Annotated in this window: 17 protein-coding genes; 2 read left to right on the top strand and 15 right to left on the bottom strand. The window is 68.8% G+C overall.

What is annotated here, in order from left to right; translation table 11 throughout:
- Positions 1–139 precede the first annotated feature (139 nt).
- Positions 140–1735, top strand: coding sequence for a CocE/NonD family hydrolase (locus LRD69_RS27470; RefSeq protein ID WP_277329222.1), 1596 nt, complete (start codon positions 140–142; stop codon positions 1733–1735).
- Between the two features lie 58 nt (positions 1736–1793).
- On the opposite strand, the gene LRD69_RS27465 is transcribed toward LRD69_RS27470, so the two are convergent.
- From LRD69_RS27465 to LRD69_RS27445, 5 genes are all read right to left on the bottom strand, one after another.
- On the bottom strand, positions 1794–2663 hold the full coding sequence (locus tag LRD69_RS27465; RefSeq protein ID WP_277329221.1) for an amino acid ABC transporter permease: 870 nt from the start codon (positions 2661–2663) through the stop codon (positions 1794–1796).
- Positions 2660–3304: an amino acid ABC transporter permease gene (locus tag LRD69_RS27460; RefSeq protein ID WP_277329220.1), complete on the bottom strand. Its 645-nt coding sequence runs from the start codon at positions 3302–3304 to the stop codon at positions 2660–2662. The genes LRD69_RS27465 and LRD69_RS27460 overlap by 4 nt, the downstream gene beginning before the upstream one ends.
- A 16-nt stretch (positions 3305–3320) precedes the next feature.
- Complete coding sequence (locus LRD69_RS27455; protein ID WP_277329219.1) at positions 3321–4232, bottom strand: glutamate ABC transporter substrate-binding protein; 912 nt, start codon at positions 4230–4232, stop codon at positions 3321–3323.
- Positions 4233–4246: 14 nt separating this feature from the next.
- Positions 4247–4990, bottom strand: coding sequence for an amino acid ABC transporter ATP-binding protein (locus LRD69_RS27450; RefSeq protein ID WP_277329218.1), 744 nt, complete (start codon positions 4988–4990; stop codon positions 4247–4249).
- Between the two features lie 122 nt (positions 4991–5112).
- Entirely contained in the window at positions 5113–5553 is a 441-nt protein-coding gene (locus LRD69_RS27445; RefSeq protein WP_277329217.1) for a DUF6278 family protein, read from the bottom strand.
- Positions 5554–5869: 316 nt separating this feature from the next.
- Here LRD69_RS27445 and LRD69_RS27440 point away from each other — a divergent pair, with 316 nt between their 5' ends.
- Positions 5870–6142: a mycoredoxin gene (locus LRD69_RS27440; RefSeq protein ID WP_277329216.1), complete on the top strand. Its 273-nt coding sequence runs from the start codon at positions 5870–5872 to the stop codon at positions 6140–6142.
- A 76-nt stretch (positions 6143–6218) separates the two neighbouring features.
- Here LRD69_RS27440 and LRD69_RS27435 read toward each other — a convergent pair whose 3' ends face one another.
- The 10 genes from LRD69_RS27435 to LRD69_RS27390 all read right to left on the bottom strand — a co-directional run bounded on the left by LRD69_RS27435 (position 6219) and on the right by LRD69_RS27390 (position 20196).
- A complete protein-coding gene (locus tag LRD69_RS27435) occupies positions 6219–6998 on the bottom strand; it encodes an exodeoxyribonuclease III (RefSeq protein ID WP_277329215.1) in 780 nt (259 codons plus the stop codon).
- Positions 6999–7046: 48 nt separating this feature from the next.
- Positions 7047–7703: an MBL fold metallo-hydrolase gene (locus LRD69_RS27430; RefSeq protein ID WP_277329214.1), complete on the bottom strand. Its 657-nt coding sequence runs from the start codon at positions 7701–7703 to the stop codon at positions 7047–7049.
- Positions 7704–7716: 13 nt separating this feature from the next.
- Positions 7717–9024 (bottom strand): alpha/beta fold hydrolase, encoded by a 1308-nt coding sequence (locus tag LRD69_RS27425; RefSeq protein WP_277329895.1) that lies wholly within the window; start codon positions 9022–9024, stop codon positions 7717–7719.
- A gap of 546 nt (positions 9025–9570) precedes the next feature.
- A complete protein-coding gene (locus tag LRD69_RS27420; protein WP_277329213.1) occupies positions 9571–10053 on the bottom strand; it encodes a hypothetical protein in 483 nt (160 codons plus the stop codon).
- A gap of 88 nt (positions 10054–10141) precedes the next feature.
- On the bottom strand, positions 10142–14119 hold the full coding sequence (locus LRD69_RS27415) for an SGNH/GDSL hydrolase family protein (protein ID WP_277329212.1): 3978 nt from the start codon (positions 14117–14119) through the stop codon (positions 10142–10144).
- 1298 nt (positions 14120–15417) lie between these two features.
- Complete coding sequence (locus tag LRD69_RS27410; protein WP_277329211.1) at positions 15418–16017, bottom strand: hypothetical protein; 600 nt, start codon at positions 16015–16017, stop codon at positions 15418–15420.
- 12 nt (positions 16018–16029) lie between these two features.
- Positions 16030–17193, bottom strand: a complete 1164-nt coding sequence (locus LRD69_RS27405) for an ROK family glucokinase (RefSeq protein WP_277329210.1) — start codon at positions 17191–17193, stop codon at positions 16030–16032.
- 134 nt (positions 17194–17327) lie between these two features.
- The gene (locus LRD69_RS27400; protein ID WP_277329209.1) at positions 17328–18164 is read right to left on the bottom strand and encodes an ATP-binding cassette domain-containing protein; all 837 of its coding nucleotides are present in this window, start codon (positions 18162–18164) and stop codon (positions 17328–17330) included.
- Positions 18161–19216, bottom strand: coding sequence for an ABC transporter permease (locus tag LRD69_RS27395; RefSeq protein WP_277329208.1), 1056 nt, complete (start codon positions 19214–19216; stop codon positions 18161–18163). Before LRD69_RS27395 ends, LRD69_RS27400 begins: the two co-directional genes overlap by 4 nt.
- The gene (locus tag LRD69_RS27390; RefSeq protein ID WP_277329207.1) at positions 19213–20196 is read right to left on the bottom strand and encodes a sugar ABC transporter substrate-binding protein; all 984 of its coding nucleotides are present in this window, start codon (positions 20194–20196) and stop codon (positions 19213–19215) included. The genes LRD69_RS27395 and LRD69_RS27390 overlap by 4 nt, the downstream gene beginning before the upstream one ends.
- Between the last annotated feature and the right edge of the window lie 24 nt (positions 20197–20220).

Genomic DNA, 20220 nt, shown 5'->3' with positions numbered 1-20220 from the left:
GCCCGCTCCGGATCCCGGCCACTACTGACATCGCGTCCAACAATCGTTATCTTCACGCAACCCACCGAGGAGTTACCAACGGTAATCGGCCAGGGTTACCGTCGGGTCACTTTGCACCGCCACGCGTGAGGAGTGACCCGTGGGACGTCCCAACCCGGCTCTGCGCACCACCGCGGCCACCGCGGCTGCCGCCGCCCTGATCGCCGGAACCACCCTCGGCGCGGCCCCGGCGGCCGCCGCCAGGCCCGCGGCCTCCGCCGTGGCGGCGTCGGCCCCGAGCCTGACGTTCCACGACATCCCCGGCTCAGGTGGGATCACGCTCAAGGGCAATGTCTTCACACCCGCCGGTACGAAGCCGGGCGACAGGCACCCGCTGATCGTGCTGCCCACCAGCTGGGGGCTGCCTCAGATCGAATACCTCGCGCAGGCACAGCAACTGGCCGACTCCGGTTACGTGGTGGTGAGTTACACCTCCCGCGGCTTCTGGCTCTCCGGCGGGAAGATCGAGGTCGCCGGCCCGCCGGACATCGCCGATGTCTCCGCCGTGATCGACTGGGCCCTCGCCCACACCGCGGCCGACCCCGAGCACATCGGCATGGGCGGTGTGTCGTACGGCGCGGGCATCAGCCTGCTCGCGGCCGGCCACGACCCGCGGATCAAGGCCGTGGTCGCACTGAGCGGCTGGGCCGACCTCATCGACTCCATCTACAGCGGCCGTACCCAGCACCTCCAGGCCGCCGCACTGCTCGGTGGCGCCGGCCTGCTCACCGGCCGCCCGAGCGACGAACTGAACCGGACCCTCACCGACTTCCTCGGCTCCAACCTGGCGAGGGAACCGGAGATGATCGCCTGGGGGAAGAAGCGCTCCCCCGTCACCTATCTGGACGAGATCAACGCCAATGGCGCCGCCGTCATGATGGGCAACGCGTGGGGCGACACGATCTTCCCGCCCAACCAGTACGCCTCGTTCTACGAGAAGCTGCGCGGCCCCAAGCGCCTGGAGTTCCGCCCGGGCGACCACGCCACCGCCGAGGCCACCGGCCTGCTCGGCCTGCCCAACGACACCTGGACCGACGCCCGTCGCTGGTTCGACCGCTATCTCAAGGGCGAGCGCAACGGCATCGACCAGGAGCAGCCGGTGCAGCTCGCATCCCGTACCGGCAGCGGCTACGAGGGCTACCCGGACTGGGAGTCCGTCGGCGCCGTCAAGGAGCGGATCGCGCTCGGCGGTACGAAGAAGGTCTACGCGAACGTCGACTCGGGCGCCGATGGCGGCATCGTCATGCTGTCGAACGCCCTCGACCAGTTCGTGAAGCTGCCGCCGGTCGCCTCGATCCCGCTGCTGCCGCGCACCTTCGCAGCCGTCTGGCAGTCCGGGCGGTACACCTCCGCGCAGCACATCCGCGGTACCGCGACACTCCACACCACGGTCACAGCCGACAAGGAGAGCGGCACCCTCGTCGCGTATCTCTACGACGAGGGGCCGCTCGGCCTCGGCAAGCTGATCAGCAACGCCCCCTATACCTTCCACGGACGGACGCCGGGACGGCCGTTCGCCGTCGACCTGGAGCTGTTCTCCACGGCCTACGACCTTCCGGCCGGTCACCGGCTCGCCCTGGTGATCGACACCGTCGACCCGCTGTACATCGAGCACAACCCGGCCGGCTCACAGCTGACCTTCTCCTCGCCGGACACGGACCCCTCGTACCTCTCCGTCCCGTCGCGCGAGAAGTGATCACCGGCTGCTGCCGGGCGGGCACCGCTCCTCCGGACCGCTGTACGGCCGGTCCGGGCTACTGCACTCCCGGCAGCAGCGTTCCTGGTTCGGCCGGTGCGACCTCCACGGCCTCCGTCTTCGGGTTGCGCCGCTCCCGCTTGGCCACCCAGGTGGCGAACCAGGAGAGCAGCATGCACATCCCGATGTAGATCGGTGAGATCACCATCACCACGGGGATGAAGGGCAGATCGTAATCGAGGTTGGACGCGATCAGCTTCCCGGCGTGGAGGAATTCCTCGTACGTGATCAGGTAGCCGAGCGAGGTGTCCTTCAGCGCCACCACCAACTGGCTGATGATGGCCGGGAGCATGGCGCGCACCGCCTGCGGGGCCAGCACGAACGACATGACCTGCGCCTTGCGCATGCCGAGTGCGTAGGCGGCCTCGCGCTGGCCGCGCTCCACCGCGTTGACCCCGGTGCGGAACACCTCGGCGAGCACCGAGCCGTTGTAGAGGGTCAGTCCGGCGACCAGCGCGGGCAGCGGTTGCACCTTCAGCGCCACGAAGATGAAGAAGATCATCACCAGGACGGGCATGGCCCGGAAGAACTCGACGAGAAGCGTGGAGACCCAGCGCACGACCCGGTGTTCGGACAGCCGCCCGACGGCCAGGACCGCGCCGAGGAGCAGCGAGAGCACCGCGGCGTACGCGAACGCCTTGAGGGTGTTGCCGAGTCCTCGCAGCAGGAGTTCCTGGATGCCCTTGTACACGAAGGGGGTCCACTTGGTGCTGGTGAACTGCCCCGTGTGGAAGAGCAGATAGATGATCCAGCCGACCAGGGCGACGATCAGGACCATCGAGACGATCCCGTACACCCGGTGGCGTTTGCGGGTGACCGGGCCCGGGAGGTCGTAGAGCGCGGTGGCCCGGGGGGCGTGGGTGGTCATCGGGCGACTCCCCAGTGCTTCTCCATCAGATTGAAGAGCGCGCTGATGGACAGGGTGATGATCAGGTAGCCGACGGCGATCCAGACGAAGGTCCAGATGATGTTGTAGCCCAGCTCGTTGAGTGTCTTGTAGGTACCGAGCAGCTCGGTGACGCTGAACGCGCCGGCGATGGCCGAGTTCTTGGCGAGGGCGATGAGTGTCGAGCCGACCGGCGGGATCACCGTGCGGAACGCCTGCGGCAGCACGACGGATCCGAGTGTCTGGCTGAAGGTCATGCCGAGGCTGCGGGCGGCCTCGCCCTGGCCCTGCGGCACGGTGTTGATGCCGGAGCGCAGTGCCTCGCAGATGAACGCGGAGGTGTAGCAGCCGAGCGCGAGGACGGCGAAGACCTTGAACGGCAGGACCAGGCCGAAGCGCGGCAGGCCGAGCAGCACGGCGAAGAAGAGCAGGGTCAGCGGCGTGTTGCGCAGCACCGCCACCCAGACCGTGCCGAACACCCGGAGCGAGCCGACGGGCGCGACCCGGAACGAGGCCATGACGAAGCCGAGTACCAGTGCCAGGATCGAGGCGAAGACGGTGAGTTCGAGAGTGCCGAGGAAGCCTTCGCCGTAGGTCGAGAAGTTCTGTGTGAGTACGTCCATGGTGTGGCCCGTCCCCTCAGTTCGCCGGGTAGCGGTCGATGGGCGGCGGAGTCGGTGCGGGCACGCCGGACAGGCCGAGGGTGGCCTCGAACGCCTTCTTCCAGTTGCCGTTCTTCTCGTTCGCCTCGAGTGCGTCGTTGAGTGCGAACCGGAGCGCGTTGTCGCTGCGCGGTACGCCGATGCCGTACGGCTCCTCGGAGAAGGGCTTGCCGACCAGCTTCAGCTCCGTCGGTGCCTTGGCTGCGAAGCCCAGCAGGATGGCGTCGTCGGTGGTGACGGCGTCGACCTGGTAGGTCAGCAGGTTGTCGACGCAGATCGAGTACGTGTCGTAGGCGACCAGGATCGCCTTCGGATAGTCGGCCGCGATCCGCTGGTACGGGGTCGAGCCGGCTGCCGAGCAGACGGTCCGGCCGGCCAGGTCCTGCGGGCCGTTGATGTCGTGCTCGTCCGTGCGGACGAGCAGCGACTGCCCGGCCATGAAGTAGGGCCCGGCGAAGCCGACGAGCTTCTTGCGCATCGCGTTGATGGTGTAGGTGCCGACGTAGTAGTCGATCTGGCCGTTCTGCAGCGCGGTCTCGCGGTTGGCCGAGGCGATCGTCCTGAAGTGGATCGTCTTCGGGTCGAAGCCCAGCGAGGCGGACATCATTCTGGCGATCTCGATGTCGAAGCCGGAGTAGACACCGGTGGCCGGGTCCTTCTCGCCCAGGAACGGCTGGTCCTCCTTGGCCCCGACCCGGAAGTAGCCGCGCTTCTTCGCCTTCGTCCAGGTCGTCGACCCGGGCAACCGGAAGCCCGTGTCGACCTTGTACACGGGCAGCTGTCCGGCCCGCGGCCCCTTCACCGGAGGGCTGCCCTCCTTGCCGCAGCCGACGGCGAGGACGGCCAGCAGGAGCCCCGCACAGGCGGCCAGTACTTTTCTCGTACGCAACTGGAAGCCGCCCGTCAGTGCTTGAGGATCTTGGACAGGAAGTCCTTGGCGCGCTCGCTCTCCGGGGCGGTGAAGAACGCCTCGGGGGTGCGGTCCTCGACGATGCGTCCGTCGGCCATGAAGACCACGCGGTTGGCTGCGGACCTGGCGAATCCCATCTCGTGCGTGACGACGACCATGGTCATGCCGTCCCGGGCGAGCTGCTGCATGACTTCCAGCACCTCGTTGATCATCTCCGGGTCGAGCGCGGAGGTCGGCTCGTCGAAGAGGAGCGCCTTGGGATCCATCGCGAGAGCGCGGGCGATGGCCACCCGCTGCTGCTGGCCGCCGGAGAGCTGGGCGGGGAACTTGTCGGCCTGGGAGGCGAGGCCGACCCGCTCCAGGAGCTCCCGGGACCGTGCGTCGCACTCGTCCTTCTTGCGCTTGCGGACCTTGAGCGGGGCGAGCGAGACATTGGCCAGCACGGTCTTGTGCGCGAACAGATTGAACGACTGGAAGACCATGCCGACTTCGGCGCGCAGCTGCGCGAGTCCCTTCCCCTCCTCGGGGAGAGGTCTGCCGTCGATGATGATGTGGCCCGACTCGATCGTCTCGAGTCTGTTGATGGTCCGGCAGAGCGTTGATTTGCCGGAGCCGGAGGGGCCGATGACCACCACCACCTCCCCGCGGCCGACGGTGAGATTGATGTTCTGCAGTACGTGCAACTTTCCGTAGTACTTGTTGACGTCCCGCAGCTCGATCAACGGATCGACGGCCATACGCTGCCCTACCCACTTATCGCTGTGTCGAGTCAGCGCAAACTATCCATCCCGATAAGGGACTTCGTACCCGACACGCATAAAGGGGGCATAAGGCGTTTTATGTGGTTCTGGCGGTATTTCTATCCTTCTGCCGACTCCGCGTACACCTGCGAGAGTTCCGGGCTGCCGGTCATGGCCCAGTCGAGCCCGGCCGTGACGACATCGATCTCCCGCCCGGAGGCGAGCCGCACCACGGGCTGACCGCTCGGCCAGATGTGCCAGGCCGCCGCCGGGGTATTGCGCACCAGGACGGTGCCGAGGTACAGCCCGGCGTCGTTGCCCAGCCAGGGCAGCTCCTCGGGGTCGTCCCGCCAGAGGGGCGGCAGCTGGTCGAGCGCAGCCAACGAGGCCGGTGTGTCATCGAGTTCGAGTCCCCGCTGCCCCACTCGGACACGCAGCAGCGCGCACTCGGCGAGCAGCTCGGCAACGCCCTCCGGGTCGACCTCGACAGCCGCCGCGAGGCCCGCCCCGCGCGTACCGTCGTGACGCTTGCGCCAGTTGTCCAAGAAAGGGATGTTCATACCACTCAGGGTCGCATCCCGGCCGGGATACGCACCACAGGGCGCGCGGCCTGTCGTTCGAGGAATGAATCCGGTGCGCGCTCCTGCCCGCGCGCCGTCTCGCGCGCCTCCCACTACCGCCGAACGGGCGACCGGGTGCGCCTCGGGGCTCTTCATGACGCCCCGCCCGGCGCTGAACGGGCGGGGCGGTCCGAGTCATCGCAAGCAGCCAGCAAGCGGGACAATGACAGGAACCACGCTATCGGCGGCCACTGACAACGCCGCCCGGCCGGGCGGGTTAGGCTCTTCTCCACGCTTGCGCGAACGGGGGACCCCAATGGCCGAGAACCGCGACGGCATGGTCGTCTACTGGCGGCCCGGCTGCCCGTACTGCATGAAGCTGCGGCTGCGGTTGCGGTTCAGCCGTCTCACCTACACCGAGGTGAACATCTGGCGGGATCCCGAGGCGGCGGCGTTCGTCCGCTCGGTCGCCGACGGGAACGAGACCGTCCCCACGGTGTCCGTGGCCGGCCACTCGATGGTCAACCCGTCCAAGCGGCAGGTGCTGGACGCGGTCCGGACCCACGCGCCGCACCTGGAGACGCCGTAGGGCCCGTCCTCCGGTTCAGGCCGGACGGCGCGCTCAGGGGCGGTGCGAGGGCCGGTCGTACGTCACCGGCCGCCGGTCACAGCTTCAGGTCGACGACGACCGGCGCATGGTCGGACGCGCCCTTGCCCTTGCGCTCCTCGCGATCCACATAGCTGTCCTCGACCGCCGCGGTGAACAGGGCGTTGCCGTAGACCAGGTCGATCCGCATGCCCTTGTTCTTCGGGAAGCGCAGCTCGCGGTAGTCCCAGAAGGTGTACGGACGGTCGTACTTGAGCGGGCGCGGCATGACGTCCGACAGGCCCTCCTCGCGCAGCGCGGCGAGGGCGGCGCGCTCGGCGGGGGTGACATGGGTGGCGCCCTCGAACAGCGCCGGGTCCCAGACGTCCTCGTCGGTCGGGGCCACGTTGAAATCGCCCAGCACCGCGAACGGCTGCGAGCCCGCCGCGTCCGCAGCCACCGCCTTCTGCAAGGCCTCGAACCAGCGCAGCTTGTACGCGTAGTGCGGGTGCTCGATCTCGCGGCCGTTCGGCACGTAGACCGACCAGAGGCGGACCGGTCCGCAGGTCGCGGAGATGGCCCGGGGCTCCTGCACGCCCTCGTAGTCGGGGCCGTCGGGCAGCCCCATGACGACGTCGGCCAGGCCGACCCGGGAGAGCAGCGCCACGCCGTTCCACCGGCCTGTGGCGTTGACCGCGGACTCGTAGCCGAGCTCGCGCAGCTCGTCCGCCGGGAACTGCTCGGCCGTGCACTTGGTCTCCTGGATGCACAGCACGTCCGTGCCGGTGCTCTCCAGCCAGGCCAGCAGCCGCGGGAGGCGGGCGGTGATCGAATTGACGTTCCACGTGGCGATGCGCATGTACGTAAACCTAGCGGCTCCCACTGACAGTCGCCGGACCGGCGCCGGTCACAGACCGGTCGAGTCCCCGGGGGTCAGCCGGCCGTGGTCGGCACCGCCGAGGCTGCCGATCTGGTGGTCGTAGACCGGGCGCGCGAGATCGGTGAGCAGCGCGTCGTGGATGTCGATCGCGCGGCGCGGCTTGACCTCGCGCACGTAGTCGATGACCTCGGAGATCTTGTTCCAGGGGGCCATCACCGGAAGCATCAGCGTGTCGACGGGGTGGTCGGGCACCGTGAGCGCGTCCCCGGGGTGGAAGAGCGAACCGTCCACCAGAAAGCCGATGTTGGTGATCCGCGGGATGTCGGGGTGGATCACCGCGTGCAGCTCACCGTGCACCTGTACGTCGAAGCCGGCGGCGGTGAACGTGTCGCCGTGGCCGACCGTGTGGACCCGGCCGGGGAAGGCGGCGGAGAGCTGTTCGGCGACGCTGCGCAGGGTCCAGATCTCCGCCGCCGGGTTGGCCTCCAGGCCGGCCCGCAGCCGGCCTTCGTCGAAGTGGTCGGCGTGCTCGTGCGTCACGAGCATCGCGTCGGCGCCGAGGGCCGCGTCCTGCTCCGAGAAGCCGCCCGGGTCGATGACGAGCGTCCGCCCGTCCTTCTCCAGCCGGATGCAGGAGTGCGTCTTCTTGGTCAGGGTCAGGTGCACGGGGTTCGCAGCATTCATGGCGCCCATCCTGCTACGGCCGGGGCGTTGTTTCTTCCTGAATCACGGACTGGGCGATGGCGAAGGCGGCGCCCGCGGCCGGGATGCCGCAGTACACGGCGGTCTGCAGCAGCACTTCCTTGATCTCCGCGGGGGTCAGCCCGTTGCGCAGGGCGGCCCTGACGTGCGGGGCGAACCCCTCCAGGTGGCCGGAGGTGACCAGTGCGGTGAGCGTGACGCAGCTGCGGGCCCGGCGGTCGAGGCCCTCCCGGGTCCAGGTCTCACCCCAGGCGTAGCGCGTGACGAGCTCCTGGAACTCGCCGGTGAAATCGTCGGACCCGGCCATCACCTGGTCGACATGGGCGTCGCCGAGCACCTCGCGGCGGACCCTCATGCCCGGGTCGTACGGGTCGCGGCGGCCGGCTGCCGCGGCCTCGGGCGCGGCCGTGGCGGGGGCGATCTCCGCAAGGGGCAGTACGGGGGCCGAGAGCGCGGGGCCGGAGCCCGGGACGGGGATGGCGGCGAGAGTGTCCTGCCAGCTCGTGGAGAAGTGGGTGAGGAGCAGGTCGGTGACCGCGGCGGGCTGCTCGACGGGCGCGAGGTGCGAGGCGCCGGGGACGAGGGCGAGCCGGGCGTCCGGAATGCCCGCGACCAGGGTGCGGGCCTCGGCGGGCCCGGTGATCCGGTCCTCGGCACCGACGAGGACGAGGGTCGGGACGCCGATGCGGCCGAGTTCGCTGCGGATGTCGAACGCGGCGAGGGCCTCGCAGGCGGCGATGTAGCAGCCGGGGTCGGTGGTCCGCACCATCTGGACGGCCCACTCGACGATGGCGGCCTGGGCGGCGGCGAAGCCGGGGGTGAACCAGTGCTCCGGTGCGCTGCGCGCCATCGGCTCCAGGCCGTTGGTACGGACGATCACGCCGCGTTGGCGGAACTCGTCGGCGCTGCCGAACCGGGGCGAGGCCGCGACCAGGGCGAGCGCGGCGACCCGGTGCGGATGCCGCAGTGCGAGGTCGGCGCCGATGGCGCCGCCGATGGAGCAGCCCGCGTACCCGAAGCGCTGGACGCCGAGGCTGTCGAGGGTGGCCAGCAGCCGGTCGGACAGTTCGCCGACGGCGGTGGCGGGGTGGGCGGGGGCGCCGCCGTGCCCCGGCAGGTCGAAACGGAAGACCCGCCAGTGCTGCGAGAGCTCGGGTATCTGGCGGTCCCACATGTGCCAGGTGGTGCCCAGCGAGGGGCCGATGACGAGGACGGGGGCGTCCTGCGGCCCGTCGAACCGGTACTGCAGCGTCTGGGGTCCCGGCGGGGTATGCGCAGACGCTACGGGCTGCGCGGGCCCCATGGGCTGGGCGGGCTGGAGCGGCTGTGCGTACGACGGCTGCATCGGCACCCGCCCGGGCTGCGGGACCGGGAACAGCGGCACCGGCTGCAGGGCGGGGTGGACCGGCTGTGCGGCCTGCGCCCCCAGGAACGGCTCGACCGTCTGCGGGCCCTGGAACTGCTGCGCCACAGGTGCGGACTGCGCGCCCGGGAAGGGCTGCGGGGACTGCGGGGTGTTCGTCTCACTCACATCGCTCACTTGCTCCAGGTTAGTGAGCGGTAGGTCGGCCTCCGGTCAGGGGGTCGGCGCAGACACGATATAAGCGACAGAAGGGTGCGTATCGGTCATGTCGACGGTGATGTCCTGCGTGGAGCGCAGCCGCTCTGTCGGTGTGCGTGGTGCCCGTCCGGCCGACGCCGGAACCGACGTACCGGCCCGCGATCCCGGTACCACGCGCGCCGACGTGACCTTGCCGTCCCGCGGGGCCGCTCGGCCGGAGCCGAGACGCGACAAGCAAGCGGTCGAGCCCGGAGGACGACGTACGGAACCGCACGTCGGCTCGGCGGGCTACCCCCGGCGCTCGGCGCAGACGGAGGTGGCCACCTCTTTGAGCGTGGGATAGCTGAGCGTCCTGACCAGTTCGACCTGGTAGCAGGCAGTCGTCTCCTCGGGGGCGCCGGGGCGGCCGTAGGTCCCACGGGCGGAGAAGGTCACCACGGTGGTGTCGCCCCGCCGGGACAGAGCCGCCGTTGTGATCGTCACTCCGCTCGGCTTCGGAACGGCGGAGAGTCCCGCCTCGGTGAGCGGGCCGCTCCGGGTGACGGCGAAGAGCGCGTCGGCGTACTGCCCGGCTGCGTGTTCCAGGCCGTAACGCACCTGCTTCTCGTTCGTCGTGCCGGCCGGCGGCGGGCTGGGCCAGGTCGCCAGCACCCGGATCAAGCCGATGACGGCGATGGCCAGGACGATCCCGCCGAAGGTGGCGATGGCCCGGTACGCGGTGGACTGACGCGCCGGAAGGGAATCGGCGGTGCCGGGAGGTCCGGAATCCATGGGGCTCTCTCTCCGTGCCGAGGGGTGGTGATCTCCGCGCTGCGGAGATCACCACCCCGGGTCGGGTCGGGACGCTACGTCCCTCGGGTCAGTACTTGGCTATGGCCAGAGCGTTCTGGAAGGCCAGGGCGTAGCGCGAGGTGCCGGTATTCGTAGGGTGGTAGCTCTCCATGCTCGGGCAGATCAGGCTGCCGGGACAGGAGAAGTCACCCGGTATCCCGTCCGCGGGGCCGGCGACCAGGTCGTTGATGCCCGACGGGGAGTCGCACATCCGGTAGCCGTCGAACTCGGGGTCGGGCGAGTAGAAGGTCACCGGAACACCGCTGGACTTCGCAGTGGTCGCGGCGTTCTGCTCCTTGTTCGTCATGTCGTCGCCCCACCCGTTGAGCGTGACCTGCGCCCCCGTCGTCATCACGCTGGTGCAGGTGAGACTGTTCGGGTTGAACAGCTTCGGATACCCGAGCAGAATGATCTTCGCGTTGCGCGCCTTCTCGTGGATGTGCTGCAGCACGGTGGGAAGCCGGTCCGTGGCGTACGTGAGGTTCTGCTGCACGGTGGAGTCCGAAGGGCAGCCCACCGTGATGTCCCCGCAACCACCCACGGTTCCACCGAAGTTGGCGTCATTTCCGCCCAGCGTGAGCGCCACGAGGGTGGTGTCGCTGTTGAGGAAGCCCGAGTCCAGCTGGGTCACCTCGCCGTATCGTCCGAGCGAACCGGGCTGCCCTTCGCCGCTGCCGGCGTAGTACGGGTCCACGTCGTACGAATAGGCGCCGCTGCACGCCACCGAGTGGAAGTCCAGCGTCTTGTCCAGGGCGTCCGCGCGACCTCCGACGGAAGTCGACGAGCTCGGAAGATTCGCCTTGCGGACCCAGGAGTTGGAGCTGCGCAGGCAGGCGTTCCAGTTGTGCCCCGGGGAGGTCTGGCTGCTGATCGAGGCGTACGGGCCCGAGGTCGTGCCGTAGTCGTACGAGCCCGCACCGGTGCCCGAGGAGTAGGAGTCGCCGAGTTGCACGACGATGTCCTTGGGCTTGGCCGGCAGCGGCTGGAAGGCGACTGCGTCCCAGGCGACGTCCTCGTCCGCCGTACCGTCGGGCGCGTAGTTGCTGAGCGAGACGCTCTGGGTGCCCGACGCGGAGGAGAAGTTGAACACGCCCAGGCTGACCCAGGTGTTGTCCTTCACATGGACATTGAGGATGCGGTTCTGCGAAGCGCCGGCGCCCGGGTCGACGGTGTAGACCGCGTCCTGCGTCTGGGAGCCCGTGTCGGGCAGATGGACCATGACCCGGGTCCAGCCGTCGATCGGCTGGCTCAGCTTCCAGGTGCCCGTTATCGCCATGGTGCCGTGCACATCGGGGGTGGTGGAAAGGTCGTACTCGTTGATGTTGCCGGCGCCTGTGGCGTTGTTGCGCGTATGGGCGTACCAGAAGTGGTCGCCGAAGCCGCCGCCTATCTGGTGGAGGTCCCCCTTGGCCTCGTAGTGGTTCTGCGTATCGGCGTCGAACGCGCTGAAGCTGAAGGAACCCTTGTTGGACCAGGCCGCCTTGGAGCATCCGTCGGTCATCGTCGGGACGTCGTTGGCCACGTTGTCCACGACCAGGGCGCCGGATGGCACCGAGTTGTTGCACATGTGTCCGGAGCCGTTGTTGCCGTTGCCCAGTTCGGACCTGAGGGTCTTGTATGTCAGGTACTCGTGCCCGCAGCTGGTGGGGCAGTTGACCTTCCAGGTGGTCTGGGTCGCGTGGTACCAGTGCGGCGGGTCGCAGGTCGGGCCGAGGTGGTCGACCTCGCAGCGCGGCGGATCGGCCGGGTCGCAGTCATTGACCAGCGGGGCACAGAAGGTGTCGAGGTCCGGCTTGACGGTGGAGCGGTCGGCGTCGGTGCTCCACCAGGCGGGCGAGTAGCCCGCGGTGTTGCTGTTGTTCGAGGTGCCGTCGTCGGCGTAGGCGCGCCCGGTGTCCATCGGCCAGGCTCCCCAGCCGAGCACCTTCTCCTCGTACGGCCAGTCCTGCGGGTGCGCGGCGTCGGCGTAGGTGTTCTGGTCCAGGAAGGCGTGCCGGTCCGGCGGGTAGAGCGGGTTGGACGGGTTGTTCAGCCAGCCGAGGCCCCACGGTGCGGACGGGGTGGGCGGAACGTAGAAATTGAACCCCGAGTTGTAGTTCCACAGAGCGGCGAGCCAGTTCTCCGGCGCCGCGGGGTCATCGGTGTTCAGCTTGATGGTGGTGGAAGCATCGGTGGTGTGCAGCTCGTTCCACTTCTCCGAGAGCGTCTGCGCCGCCACCGCGATGTTGGAGGTGTAATCGAGGGCGATGGCCTTCTGCTGATCGGCCGGGAGCTCGTCGACGGCACCGGACTTCATGCCGTCGGTCTGCTGGCCGATGCCGTAGCCGCAGTCGGTCTTGGTCCAGTCGATCAGCCAGTGGTCCGCGGGGGTCGCCGGGCTGTTCGGGTGCCCGTAGAAACCGTTGGTGCTGGCAAGCGTGGAGCTGGTCTGTCCGGGCAGCGCGCCGCCTTCGGCCTGCCACATGTTGGATTCCTGGGCCACCACCCCCAGCAGGACCTGCGCGGGGATTCGGCCACCGCTCGTCCCGTTGAGTGCCGGCAGGGGGAACATGCCCTGCGGGTTGACCGTTCCGAGCCCGTCGGCGCTGCGCCACCCGCCCTGCCGGACATAGGCGCTGGTGAGGCTTCCGCGGATGGCCATGTCGACGGCCCACTCGACCTGATTGGGCGTCGGCTGGTACGCCTGCTGCTTGGGGTCGTTGCGGGGCTGCGAGCAGGTGCGGTCGTTGTCGACGGTGGAGTTGGGGTCGCCGGCTGCCGTCGCCGCCATGGTGGCGGCCTTCGTCGTCGCCCCGGCCGTCGTACCGGCGGCCGTACCCGTCAGGGCCGGCGAGGCAGCCTTGCCCGTGGCGGCCGGAGCGGCGCCCGAGCCGACGGTGAAGGCGACCGTCTTCCCGGTCGCCGGGACCTCGGTCTTGATCTGCAGAGGTGACGGCGCATTCCACGCGGTCGCCGCCAGCGGGCTGGAGACATGGCTGCGCAGGCTCGTGGCGACCGCCTGGTCGATGGCGAGTGCACCGGTGGAGGACACCTTCGCCTTCGCCGACACCTTCAACTGCCTCACCGGGGAGGGCATCGCCGAGGTGGAGGTGGGTGCACCCGTGAGGAAGACGCGTCCGGAGGTTCCGGCTTCCAGACCCAGTGATCCCGCGCGTCCCTGCGCGAGGGTGGTGGTCCTGCCGCCCGCGGTACGGCGAGCACGCGCCGTACCGCCCTTCTGGTCAAGGAAGTTGATGCCGCCTTCGCGGTCGACCCGCAGGTCGAAGGCGGGGCCGGTGGTGGTGGCGAGCTCGGTGGCGCGGCTCTTCCGGTCGAAGTGGATCAGCCGGCCCGCCGCCGCGCCGACGATGGCGTCGCCCGCCGGAACCGCGGAGGTGACTTGGACGTTCTCGGTCTGCTTCCGCGTGACGGTGCCGGTGACCGTGTCCACTGTCAGCAGTCGGGTCTGGTTCTTCCGGTCGTCGCCGATCTGAGTCAGTACGGCGGTCTCGCCGGTGCCGCAGCCTGGATTGAAATACGCCAGCGTGACCGTATCGGCGAGCTTGGTGACCTTGCCACTGGTCAGGTCGACGACTGCCGCGAAACCGCCTCGCTCCATCAACGCAGGCTCGTTGGTGAACTCCCGTGGCGCGTAGACCACTACAGCGCGCTTCCCGGACCCCGTCACGCACGAGTTCCCGATCCACACGTCAGTACCGAACCCCGGTTCCGAGAGGGTCGCCACTGTTCGCCACTGGTAGGCCTGCTTGCTCTCGGCGGCGAGCACATGGAGGCCGGATCCGTCGCCGGCAGTCGTCACGGCGCGGTCCGCGGACTTCTTCCACGTTTTCGGTAGGTCTTTGTCGGGCGACAGCACCTTGGACGACTGGTCCTGGCGCGGGGCCCGCGGATTGACGTCCCGGCTCGATTCCTTGCCTGCGACGGTGGTACGTCCCGGGGTGGGTTGTCCGGCCCAGGCCGGTCCCCCCTGGGTCAGGCCTGCGACTGCCACGACCGTGGTGACCACGGCGAGTGGGATGCGCGCTCTACTTCTCAGCCTCAAGGATTCTCCAAAGGTCCGAAGAATTGTGTTACGCGTTCTGTTGCAGTTCTTCTGATTTCTGCATGCGGGCACACAGAAATATCCCGACCCGTGAACACCGTTCCACGAATGGGATGCGATGACGTGATCAGGTAACGGTCTATCCATACACAGGAATCACTCGGGATTCGCCAGCCATTCAAACTAAATGTGGGCCTGGGCTGCAAGCGGAAAGTACCCTCGCCGACGCGATTTGGTCCATACCTGAGCCAGCAAAGATCACGCAAAAGTGGATGGCTCCGCATTCCGGGGGTTCCGGGCGGTCGAGTTCAATGCATTACATGCGATAGCATCTGCTATGCCCGTTTGGCGGGTTCGATATCCCTGCGTCGATATCATCAGGAATCAGCAACTCCCGGCAATAGAGGGCACCCGGACCCGCGTCATCGCTCAGGACGACAGCACGAACCGCAGGGCCTCCCGCCAGGGGATTTCCGATTCAACGACGCGTCCGAGGGCCGTGGTCGGCCGAAACCATCGACCTCGATCTGGCCGATATCACGCTCGACATCACATTCAACTGCATGAAAACCTGCTCGCGCGGGCGGCGGGATCCCTCTTCGACCCGGCTTCCAGGTTGCATTCACATCGTCGCCGCGATGTGTGAGCACTCCTGGAATAACCATCTCCCTGACAGGGGACATTGCAGGTACATACGCCGGACCCGATATCGCAGTGGAGCGATTTCGTCATCGAAAGCACCGAGGGCTGAAGAGCACGGTGCTCACCGGCCGACCCACCATGTCAACACCATGAAATATCCGGCCGCCGCGGCGCACGCGTGGCTCAGGCAGAACCCGATCACGCCGGATCGGAGAAGTGCAATGCGCCGGCAGCGCCGCCTCGGCGCCGAGAAAACCACAGCCCGACACCAGGAAGCGCCCGGCTTTCCACGCCTAAGGGCTGTCCCGTAATCCCTGGTGGATCAGCGCACGGCGTCGGATGTGGTGCATCGCAAGGCGGAGGAGCGTCCTCATTACCGGTCACATTCGGGCGTTCCGACAACGCGGCGAGGTGCCGCAGCTGTCGTCGTGCGCCCGCCAGGGATGACGGGACAGCCCTTAAGGGCTGTCGCATCGCGCAGGGAGCTGCGTCACGTCCGTTAACGGAACGCCGCTCGACTCCTCCCGATGCTCCTCGCCGAAGGCAAGGGAGCGCGGGGTGTTCGTCCCACTCACATCGCGCAGTCGCTTCAGGTCAGTGAGCGGTATGACGGCCTCCGGTCAGGGGGTCGACGCAGACACGACATAGACGACAGGGGAGGTCGGATCGGTCATGTCGACGGTGATGTCCTGCGTGGGGCGCGGCCGCTCGTTGGTGTGCGTGGTGCCCGCCCAGTCGACGCCGGAACCGAAGTGCCAGCCCGCGATCCCGCTGTCGCGCGCGCTGACGGTGACCTTGCCGTCCTGCAGGGCCGCGCGGCCGGAGCCGAGACGGGACAGGAAGCGGTCGAGCCCGAAGGACGACGTGCGGAACTGCACGTACATCCGGCTGGCCTTCCAGTTGTTCGTCTCGTAGTACTTGACGTCCACCGCGTCACCGGGGACCGGCACCTCGAAGATCCGGCGCTGCATCCGCGACGGCCAGTCCTCGCGGAGCCCCTGCGCCGCGGCCTCGGCCTCCTTGTCCTCCCCGGAACGCCTGCTCTGGCCCGCGGAGATCAGCAGATAGCCGGCCGGGACCCCGATCAGCAGGACGATGATGGTCGCCGTGATCAGGCGTCGGCGGATCGTCCGGCGCCGGTCCTGCGGAGGCCGACGTCCGCCGTCCTCGTCGGGCGGCGAGGACTGGCGCGGCAGGACGGGATGATCGACTGCGGTCATGATCGGCGATTCCTAAGAGGTACGGGTGTTGCGGGTGGACCTGATGGTGTTCGCCGCCTGGTCGTAGATCTGCGCGTACCGCTCGTACCGCTCGACGCGACGGCGGTTGGTACGGCGGAACCGGCGGGCGACCAGCCGGGCCAGGTCGGCGGCGCCGACCATACCTGCCTCCGGGCCGAGCTGTGCCTTCGCGATCCGGGCCTCCGGACGGTAGCCGCGACCGGTGAGGTGGCGCTTGAAGGCGTCCCTCGCAGGACCGATCAGCAGGTCGTCGGCGGCGCTGACGCCGCCTCCGATGACGAAGCACGACGGGTCGAGCGCGGCGGCCAGATTGGCGATGCCGACGCCGAGCCACTGGCCGATGTCCTGCAGGAGCTCGATGCACATCGCATCGCCCTCCCGGGCCAGTTCGGTGATGAGCGGCCCGGTGATGTCGGGGATGTTCCCCTTGACCCGCTCGATGATGCCGTGGGCGACCGGAGAGTCCGCGGCAGCCAGTTCCCGCGCCTCGCGGACGAGGGCGTTGCCGGAGCTGTACTGCTCCCAGCAGCCGCGGTTCCCGCACGGGCAGCGGTGCCCGCCGGGCACCACCTGCATGTGGCCGAACTCACCGGCGACCCCGTACTTGCCCCGCTTGACCTGACCGTCCTCCAGAATCGCGCCGCCGATGCCGGTGCCGAGCGTGATCATGACGAGATGGTCCTCGCCCCGGCCGGCACCGAACCGCCATTCCGCCCACGCGGCGGTGTTCGCGTCGTTGTCGACCATGACGGGGACGACGAGGCGGGAGGCAAGGGCGTCGCGCAGCGGTTCGTCGCGCCAGGCGAGGTGCGGGGCGAACAGCACCTTGGAGCGGTCGGCGTCGACCCAGCCGGCCGCACCGATGCCGACGGCGTGCACGTCGTGCCGGTCGGAGAGGTCGAGGACCAGCTCGACGATGGTGTCCTCGACGACCTTGGGGCTCTTGGACTTGTCCGGCGTCTCGGTGCGCAGCTGTTCCAGGATGTTGCCGTCGGCGTCGACGACGCCGGCCATCACCTTCGTACCCCCGATGTCGATGCCGACGGTGGGGACCCGCGGCGCTGTGAGGTGCGAGCGCCGCTCACGGGTGCCGACGGTCCGCAGGACGGTGGCGCGGGCGGAGCCGCGGTGTGCGAAGTCGCGGTACGTGCTCATCGTCCCTGCGGGGTCTGGACGGGCCGGGTGGTGACGTCTCCCGGCGGCGGGCGGCGCCCTCCGGGCTCGATTCTGCCACTGCCGGAGCGCCGGGGCGGGCGGACGGGGCGCACCCGACCCGCCCGCACTCCGTGCTACGGGGTGTCGCCGGTGACCGGATGGCCGCCCAGGTGGGTCGGCGAGGGCGCCCGCCGGAGCTCGTGGCTGAGCTCCTCCAGCTCGCTGCCGCCCGCCATCTGGCGGGTCAGCTCGTCCAGGGTGATGGAGTCCTTGGTGTGGCTGCCGGACATGGCGCCGCGCTTGAGCAGCACGAACCGGTCGCCGACCAGATACGCGTGGTGCGGGTTGTGCGTGATGAGAACCACGCCGAGCCCGGCGTCCCGGGCAGCCGCCACGTACTTCAGCACGACCCCGGACTGCTTGACGCCGAGCGCCGCGGTCGGCTCGTCCAGGACGAGTACCTTGGCCCCGAAGTAGACGGCGCGCGCGATGGCGACGCACTGGCGCTCGCCGCCGGACAGGGTGCCGATCGGCTGGTCCACGTCGCGCAGGTCGATGCCCATGCGCAGCAGCTCGGAGCGGGTCGTCTCGCGCATCGTCCGCACGTCGAGCCGCTTGAACGGGCCGGCGCCGGTCGTCGGCTCGGAGCCGAGGAAGAAGTTCCGCCAGACGGGCATCAGCGGGACGACGGCGAGGTCCTGGTAGACCGTGGCGATGCCCCGGTCCAGGGCCTCGCGCGGGTTGGCGAGCGCGGCCTCCTCGCCCTCGATGAGGAACTGTCCGGCGTCGTGCCGGTGCAGCCCGGAGATGATCTTGATGAGAGTGGACTTGCCGGCGCCGTTGTCGCCGAGTACGCAGGAGATCTCGCCCGCGTGGACCTCCAGCGAGACGTCCTCCAGGGCCTTGATGTTCCCGTAGAACTTGCTGACGTGGTCCAGCCGGATCAGCGCCCGGGGGGCCGGGGTCGTCATTTCGTCGCCTCCGCGCGCTTGCGTACCCATGCGTTGAGCAGGGTGGCCAGGAGCAGCATGGCTCCGAGGAAGAACTTGAACCAGTCCGGGTTCCACTCCGCGTACACGATGCCCTTGCTGGTCATGCCGAAGATGAAGGCGCCGACCGCCGAGCCGATCGCCGATCCGTAGCCGCCGGTGATCAGGCAGCCGCCGATGACGGCCGCGATGATGTACGTCAGCTCGTTGCCGACGCCCTCACCGGACTGCACCACGTCGAACGAGAACAGCAGATGCTGCCCGGAGACCCAGGCGGCGAAGGCGACCCCGAGGTAGAGCCCGACCTTGGTGCGGATCACCGGGACGCCGACCGCGCGGGCCGCGTCGGCCCCGCCGCCGACCGCGAAGATCCAGTTGCCGAAGCGGGTACGGAGCAGGATCCAGGTGGCGATCGCCACGAGCACCACCCACCACAGGATGGTGACCTTGAACTCGACGCCGCCGACGGTCCACTGCGAGGCGAAGACCCTGCGGGCCGAGTCGAAGCCCTCCATGTTCGCGATGGACTTCGTGGACACCGTGCCGCTGATCAGCTTGGTGAAGCCGAGATTGAGACCGGTCAGCATCAGGAACGTACCGAGCGTGATGATGAAGCTCGGCAGTTTGGTGCGGGTCAGCATGAACCCGTTGAACGCGCCGACGGCCAGCGTCACCAGCAGCGACACGAAGACGCCTACCCAGACATTGGCCGTCATCTGGTAGCTGAACATCGACGAGACCAGCGCGGAACTGGTCACCAGGACGCCTGCGGAGAGGTCGAACTCGCCGCCGATCATCAGCAGCGCCACCGGCGCCGCCATGATCCCGATGGTGGACGCCGCGTACAGCACCGTGCCGAAGCTGGAGGCGCGCAGGAAGCTGTCGGCGACGATCGAGAAGAAGATGAAGACGGCCGCGGCGCCGACGACCGAACCGAGCTCGGGGCGGCCGAGCAGCCTGCGCAGCGCCGAGGTGTGCAGCAGCCGCTCGTCCGCCCCGGCCGCCGGGGCGGGGGGTTGCTCGGTCGTGGTCATCGGGTCCCCCGCTCGGTGTACTCGGACAGCTGGGCGGCGTCCTTCGCCGTGATGATCTGCGGACCGGTGAGCACGGGACGCCCGCCGCCGAGCACATTGCGGTTGTAGCGGTAGAGCCAGAGCAGGTCGATGGCCTCGTAGCCCTGGAGGTACGGCTGCTGGTCGACGGCGAAGCCCAGGGTCTTGTCCTGCAGCGCGGTGGCGACCTTGGCATTCAGGTCGAACGTGTCGATCTCGGCATCGGAGCCGGCGGTGCGCTTCGCCTTCACGGCGGCGTCCGCGAACGGCGCGCCGAGGGTGACGACCGCGTCGATGCTCTTGTCGGCCTGGAGCTTCGCCTCGATGGACGCCTGGACGTCGGGCATGTTGGTGCCCTCGACGTACAGGTTCTGCATCTGCCCGCCGAACGTCTTCTTCGCCCCGGCGCAGCGCTGCTCGTGGCCGACGTTGCCCTGCTCGTGCAGGATGCACAGGGCCTTCTTGCGGCCGCGCGCGTTGAGCTCGTCACCGACGGCTTCACCGGCGATGGACTCGTCCTGGCCGATGTGGGTGAGCGCGCCGAACGCCTTGGACTCCGCTGAGCCCGAGTTCACCGTGATCACCGGGATCCCGGCCCGGGTGGCCTTGGCGACGACGTCCTTCATCGCGTCGGGCTTGGCGAGCGTGACGACCAGCCCGTCGACCTTCTGGTCGATGGCGGCCTGCACGAGCTGGGCCTGCTGCTGCGCCTCGTCGTTGTGCGAGTACAGGAACTTGATGTTGTCCTTGACGGCCGCCTGCTCGGCGCCGCGCTGGACGATGTCCCAGAAGGTGTCGCCGTCGCCCGAGTGCGTCACCATGGCGAAGGTCCAGCGGGGTGTGTCCACCGCGGACCGCCCTTCGGCGGCGGCCCGGGCCGCGCGCTCCTCCGCCCGCTTGCCGCCGGTGCTGCTGCATCCCACGAGGGATGCCCCCAGCACCGCCGCAAGCACGGCGCCCATCGCACGTACCCCTGTCCGAACCCT

Origin of the sequence: Streptomyces sp. JH14 (genome assembly GCF_029428675.1) — a bacterium.
GTDB lineage: Bacteria > Actinomycetota > Actinomycetes > Streptomycetales > Streptomycetaceae > Streptomyces.
The sequence above is the reverse complement of the archived record's forward strand: the minus strand, read 5'-3'. Positions and strand labels throughout refer to the sequence as shown.

Coding starts and splice junctions, on each gene's coding strand:
- LRD69_RS27460 (WP_277329220.1), bottom strand. CDS start 3,304: ATGGACGTACTCACACAGAACTTCTCGACCTACGGCGAAGGCTTCCTC.
- LRD69_RS27410 (WP_277329211.1), bottom strand. CDS start 16,017: ATGACCGCAGTCGATCATCCCGTCCTGCCGCGCCAGTCCTCGCCGCCC.
- LRD69_RS27435 (WP_277329215.1), bottom strand. CDS start 6,998: ATGCGCATCGCCACGTGGAACGTCAATTCGATCACCGCCCGCCTCCCG.
- LRD69_RS27390 (WP_277329207.1), bottom strand. CDS start 20,196: ATGGGCGCCGTGCTTGCGGCGGTGCTGGGGGCATCCCTCGTGGGATGC.
- LRD69_RS27400 (WP_277329209.1), bottom strand. CDS start 18,164: ATGACGACCCCGGCCCCCCGGGCGCTGATCCGGCTGGACCACGTCAGC.
- LRD69_RS27395 (WP_277329208.1), bottom strand. CDS start 19,216: ATGACCACGACCGAGCAACCCCCCGCCCCGGCGGCCGGGGCGGACGAG.
- LRD69_RS27440 (WP_277329216.1), top strand. CDS start 5,870: ATGGCCGAGAACCGCGACGGCATGGTCGTCTACTGGCGGCCCGGCTGC.
- LRD69_RS27465 (WP_277329221.1), bottom strand. CDS start 2,663: ATGACCACCCACGCCCCCCGGGCCACCGCGCTCTACGACCTCCCGGGC.
- LRD69_RS27405 (WP_277329210.1), bottom strand. CDS start 17,193: ATGAGCACGTACCGCGACTTCGCACACCGCGGCTCCGCCCGCGCCACC.
- LRD69_RS27420 (WP_277329213.1), bottom strand. CDS start 10,053: ATGGATTCCGGACCTCCCGGCACCGCCGATTCCCTTCCGGCGCGTCAG.
- LRD69_RS27445 (WP_277329217.1), bottom strand. CDS start 5,553: ATGAACATCCCTTTCTTGGACAACTGGCGCAAGCGTCACGACGGTACG.
- LRD69_RS27450 (WP_277329218.1), bottom strand. CDS start 4,990: ATGGCCGTCGATCCGTTGATCGAGCTGCGGGACGTCAACAAGTACTAC.
- LRD69_RS27425 (WP_277329895.1), bottom strand. CDS start 9,024: ATGGGGCCCGCGCAGCCCGTAGCGTCTGCGCATACCCCGCCGGGACCC.
- LRD69_RS27430 (WP_277329214.1), bottom strand. CDS start 7,703: ATGAATGCTGCGAACCCCGTGCACCTGACCCTGACCAAGAAGACGCAC.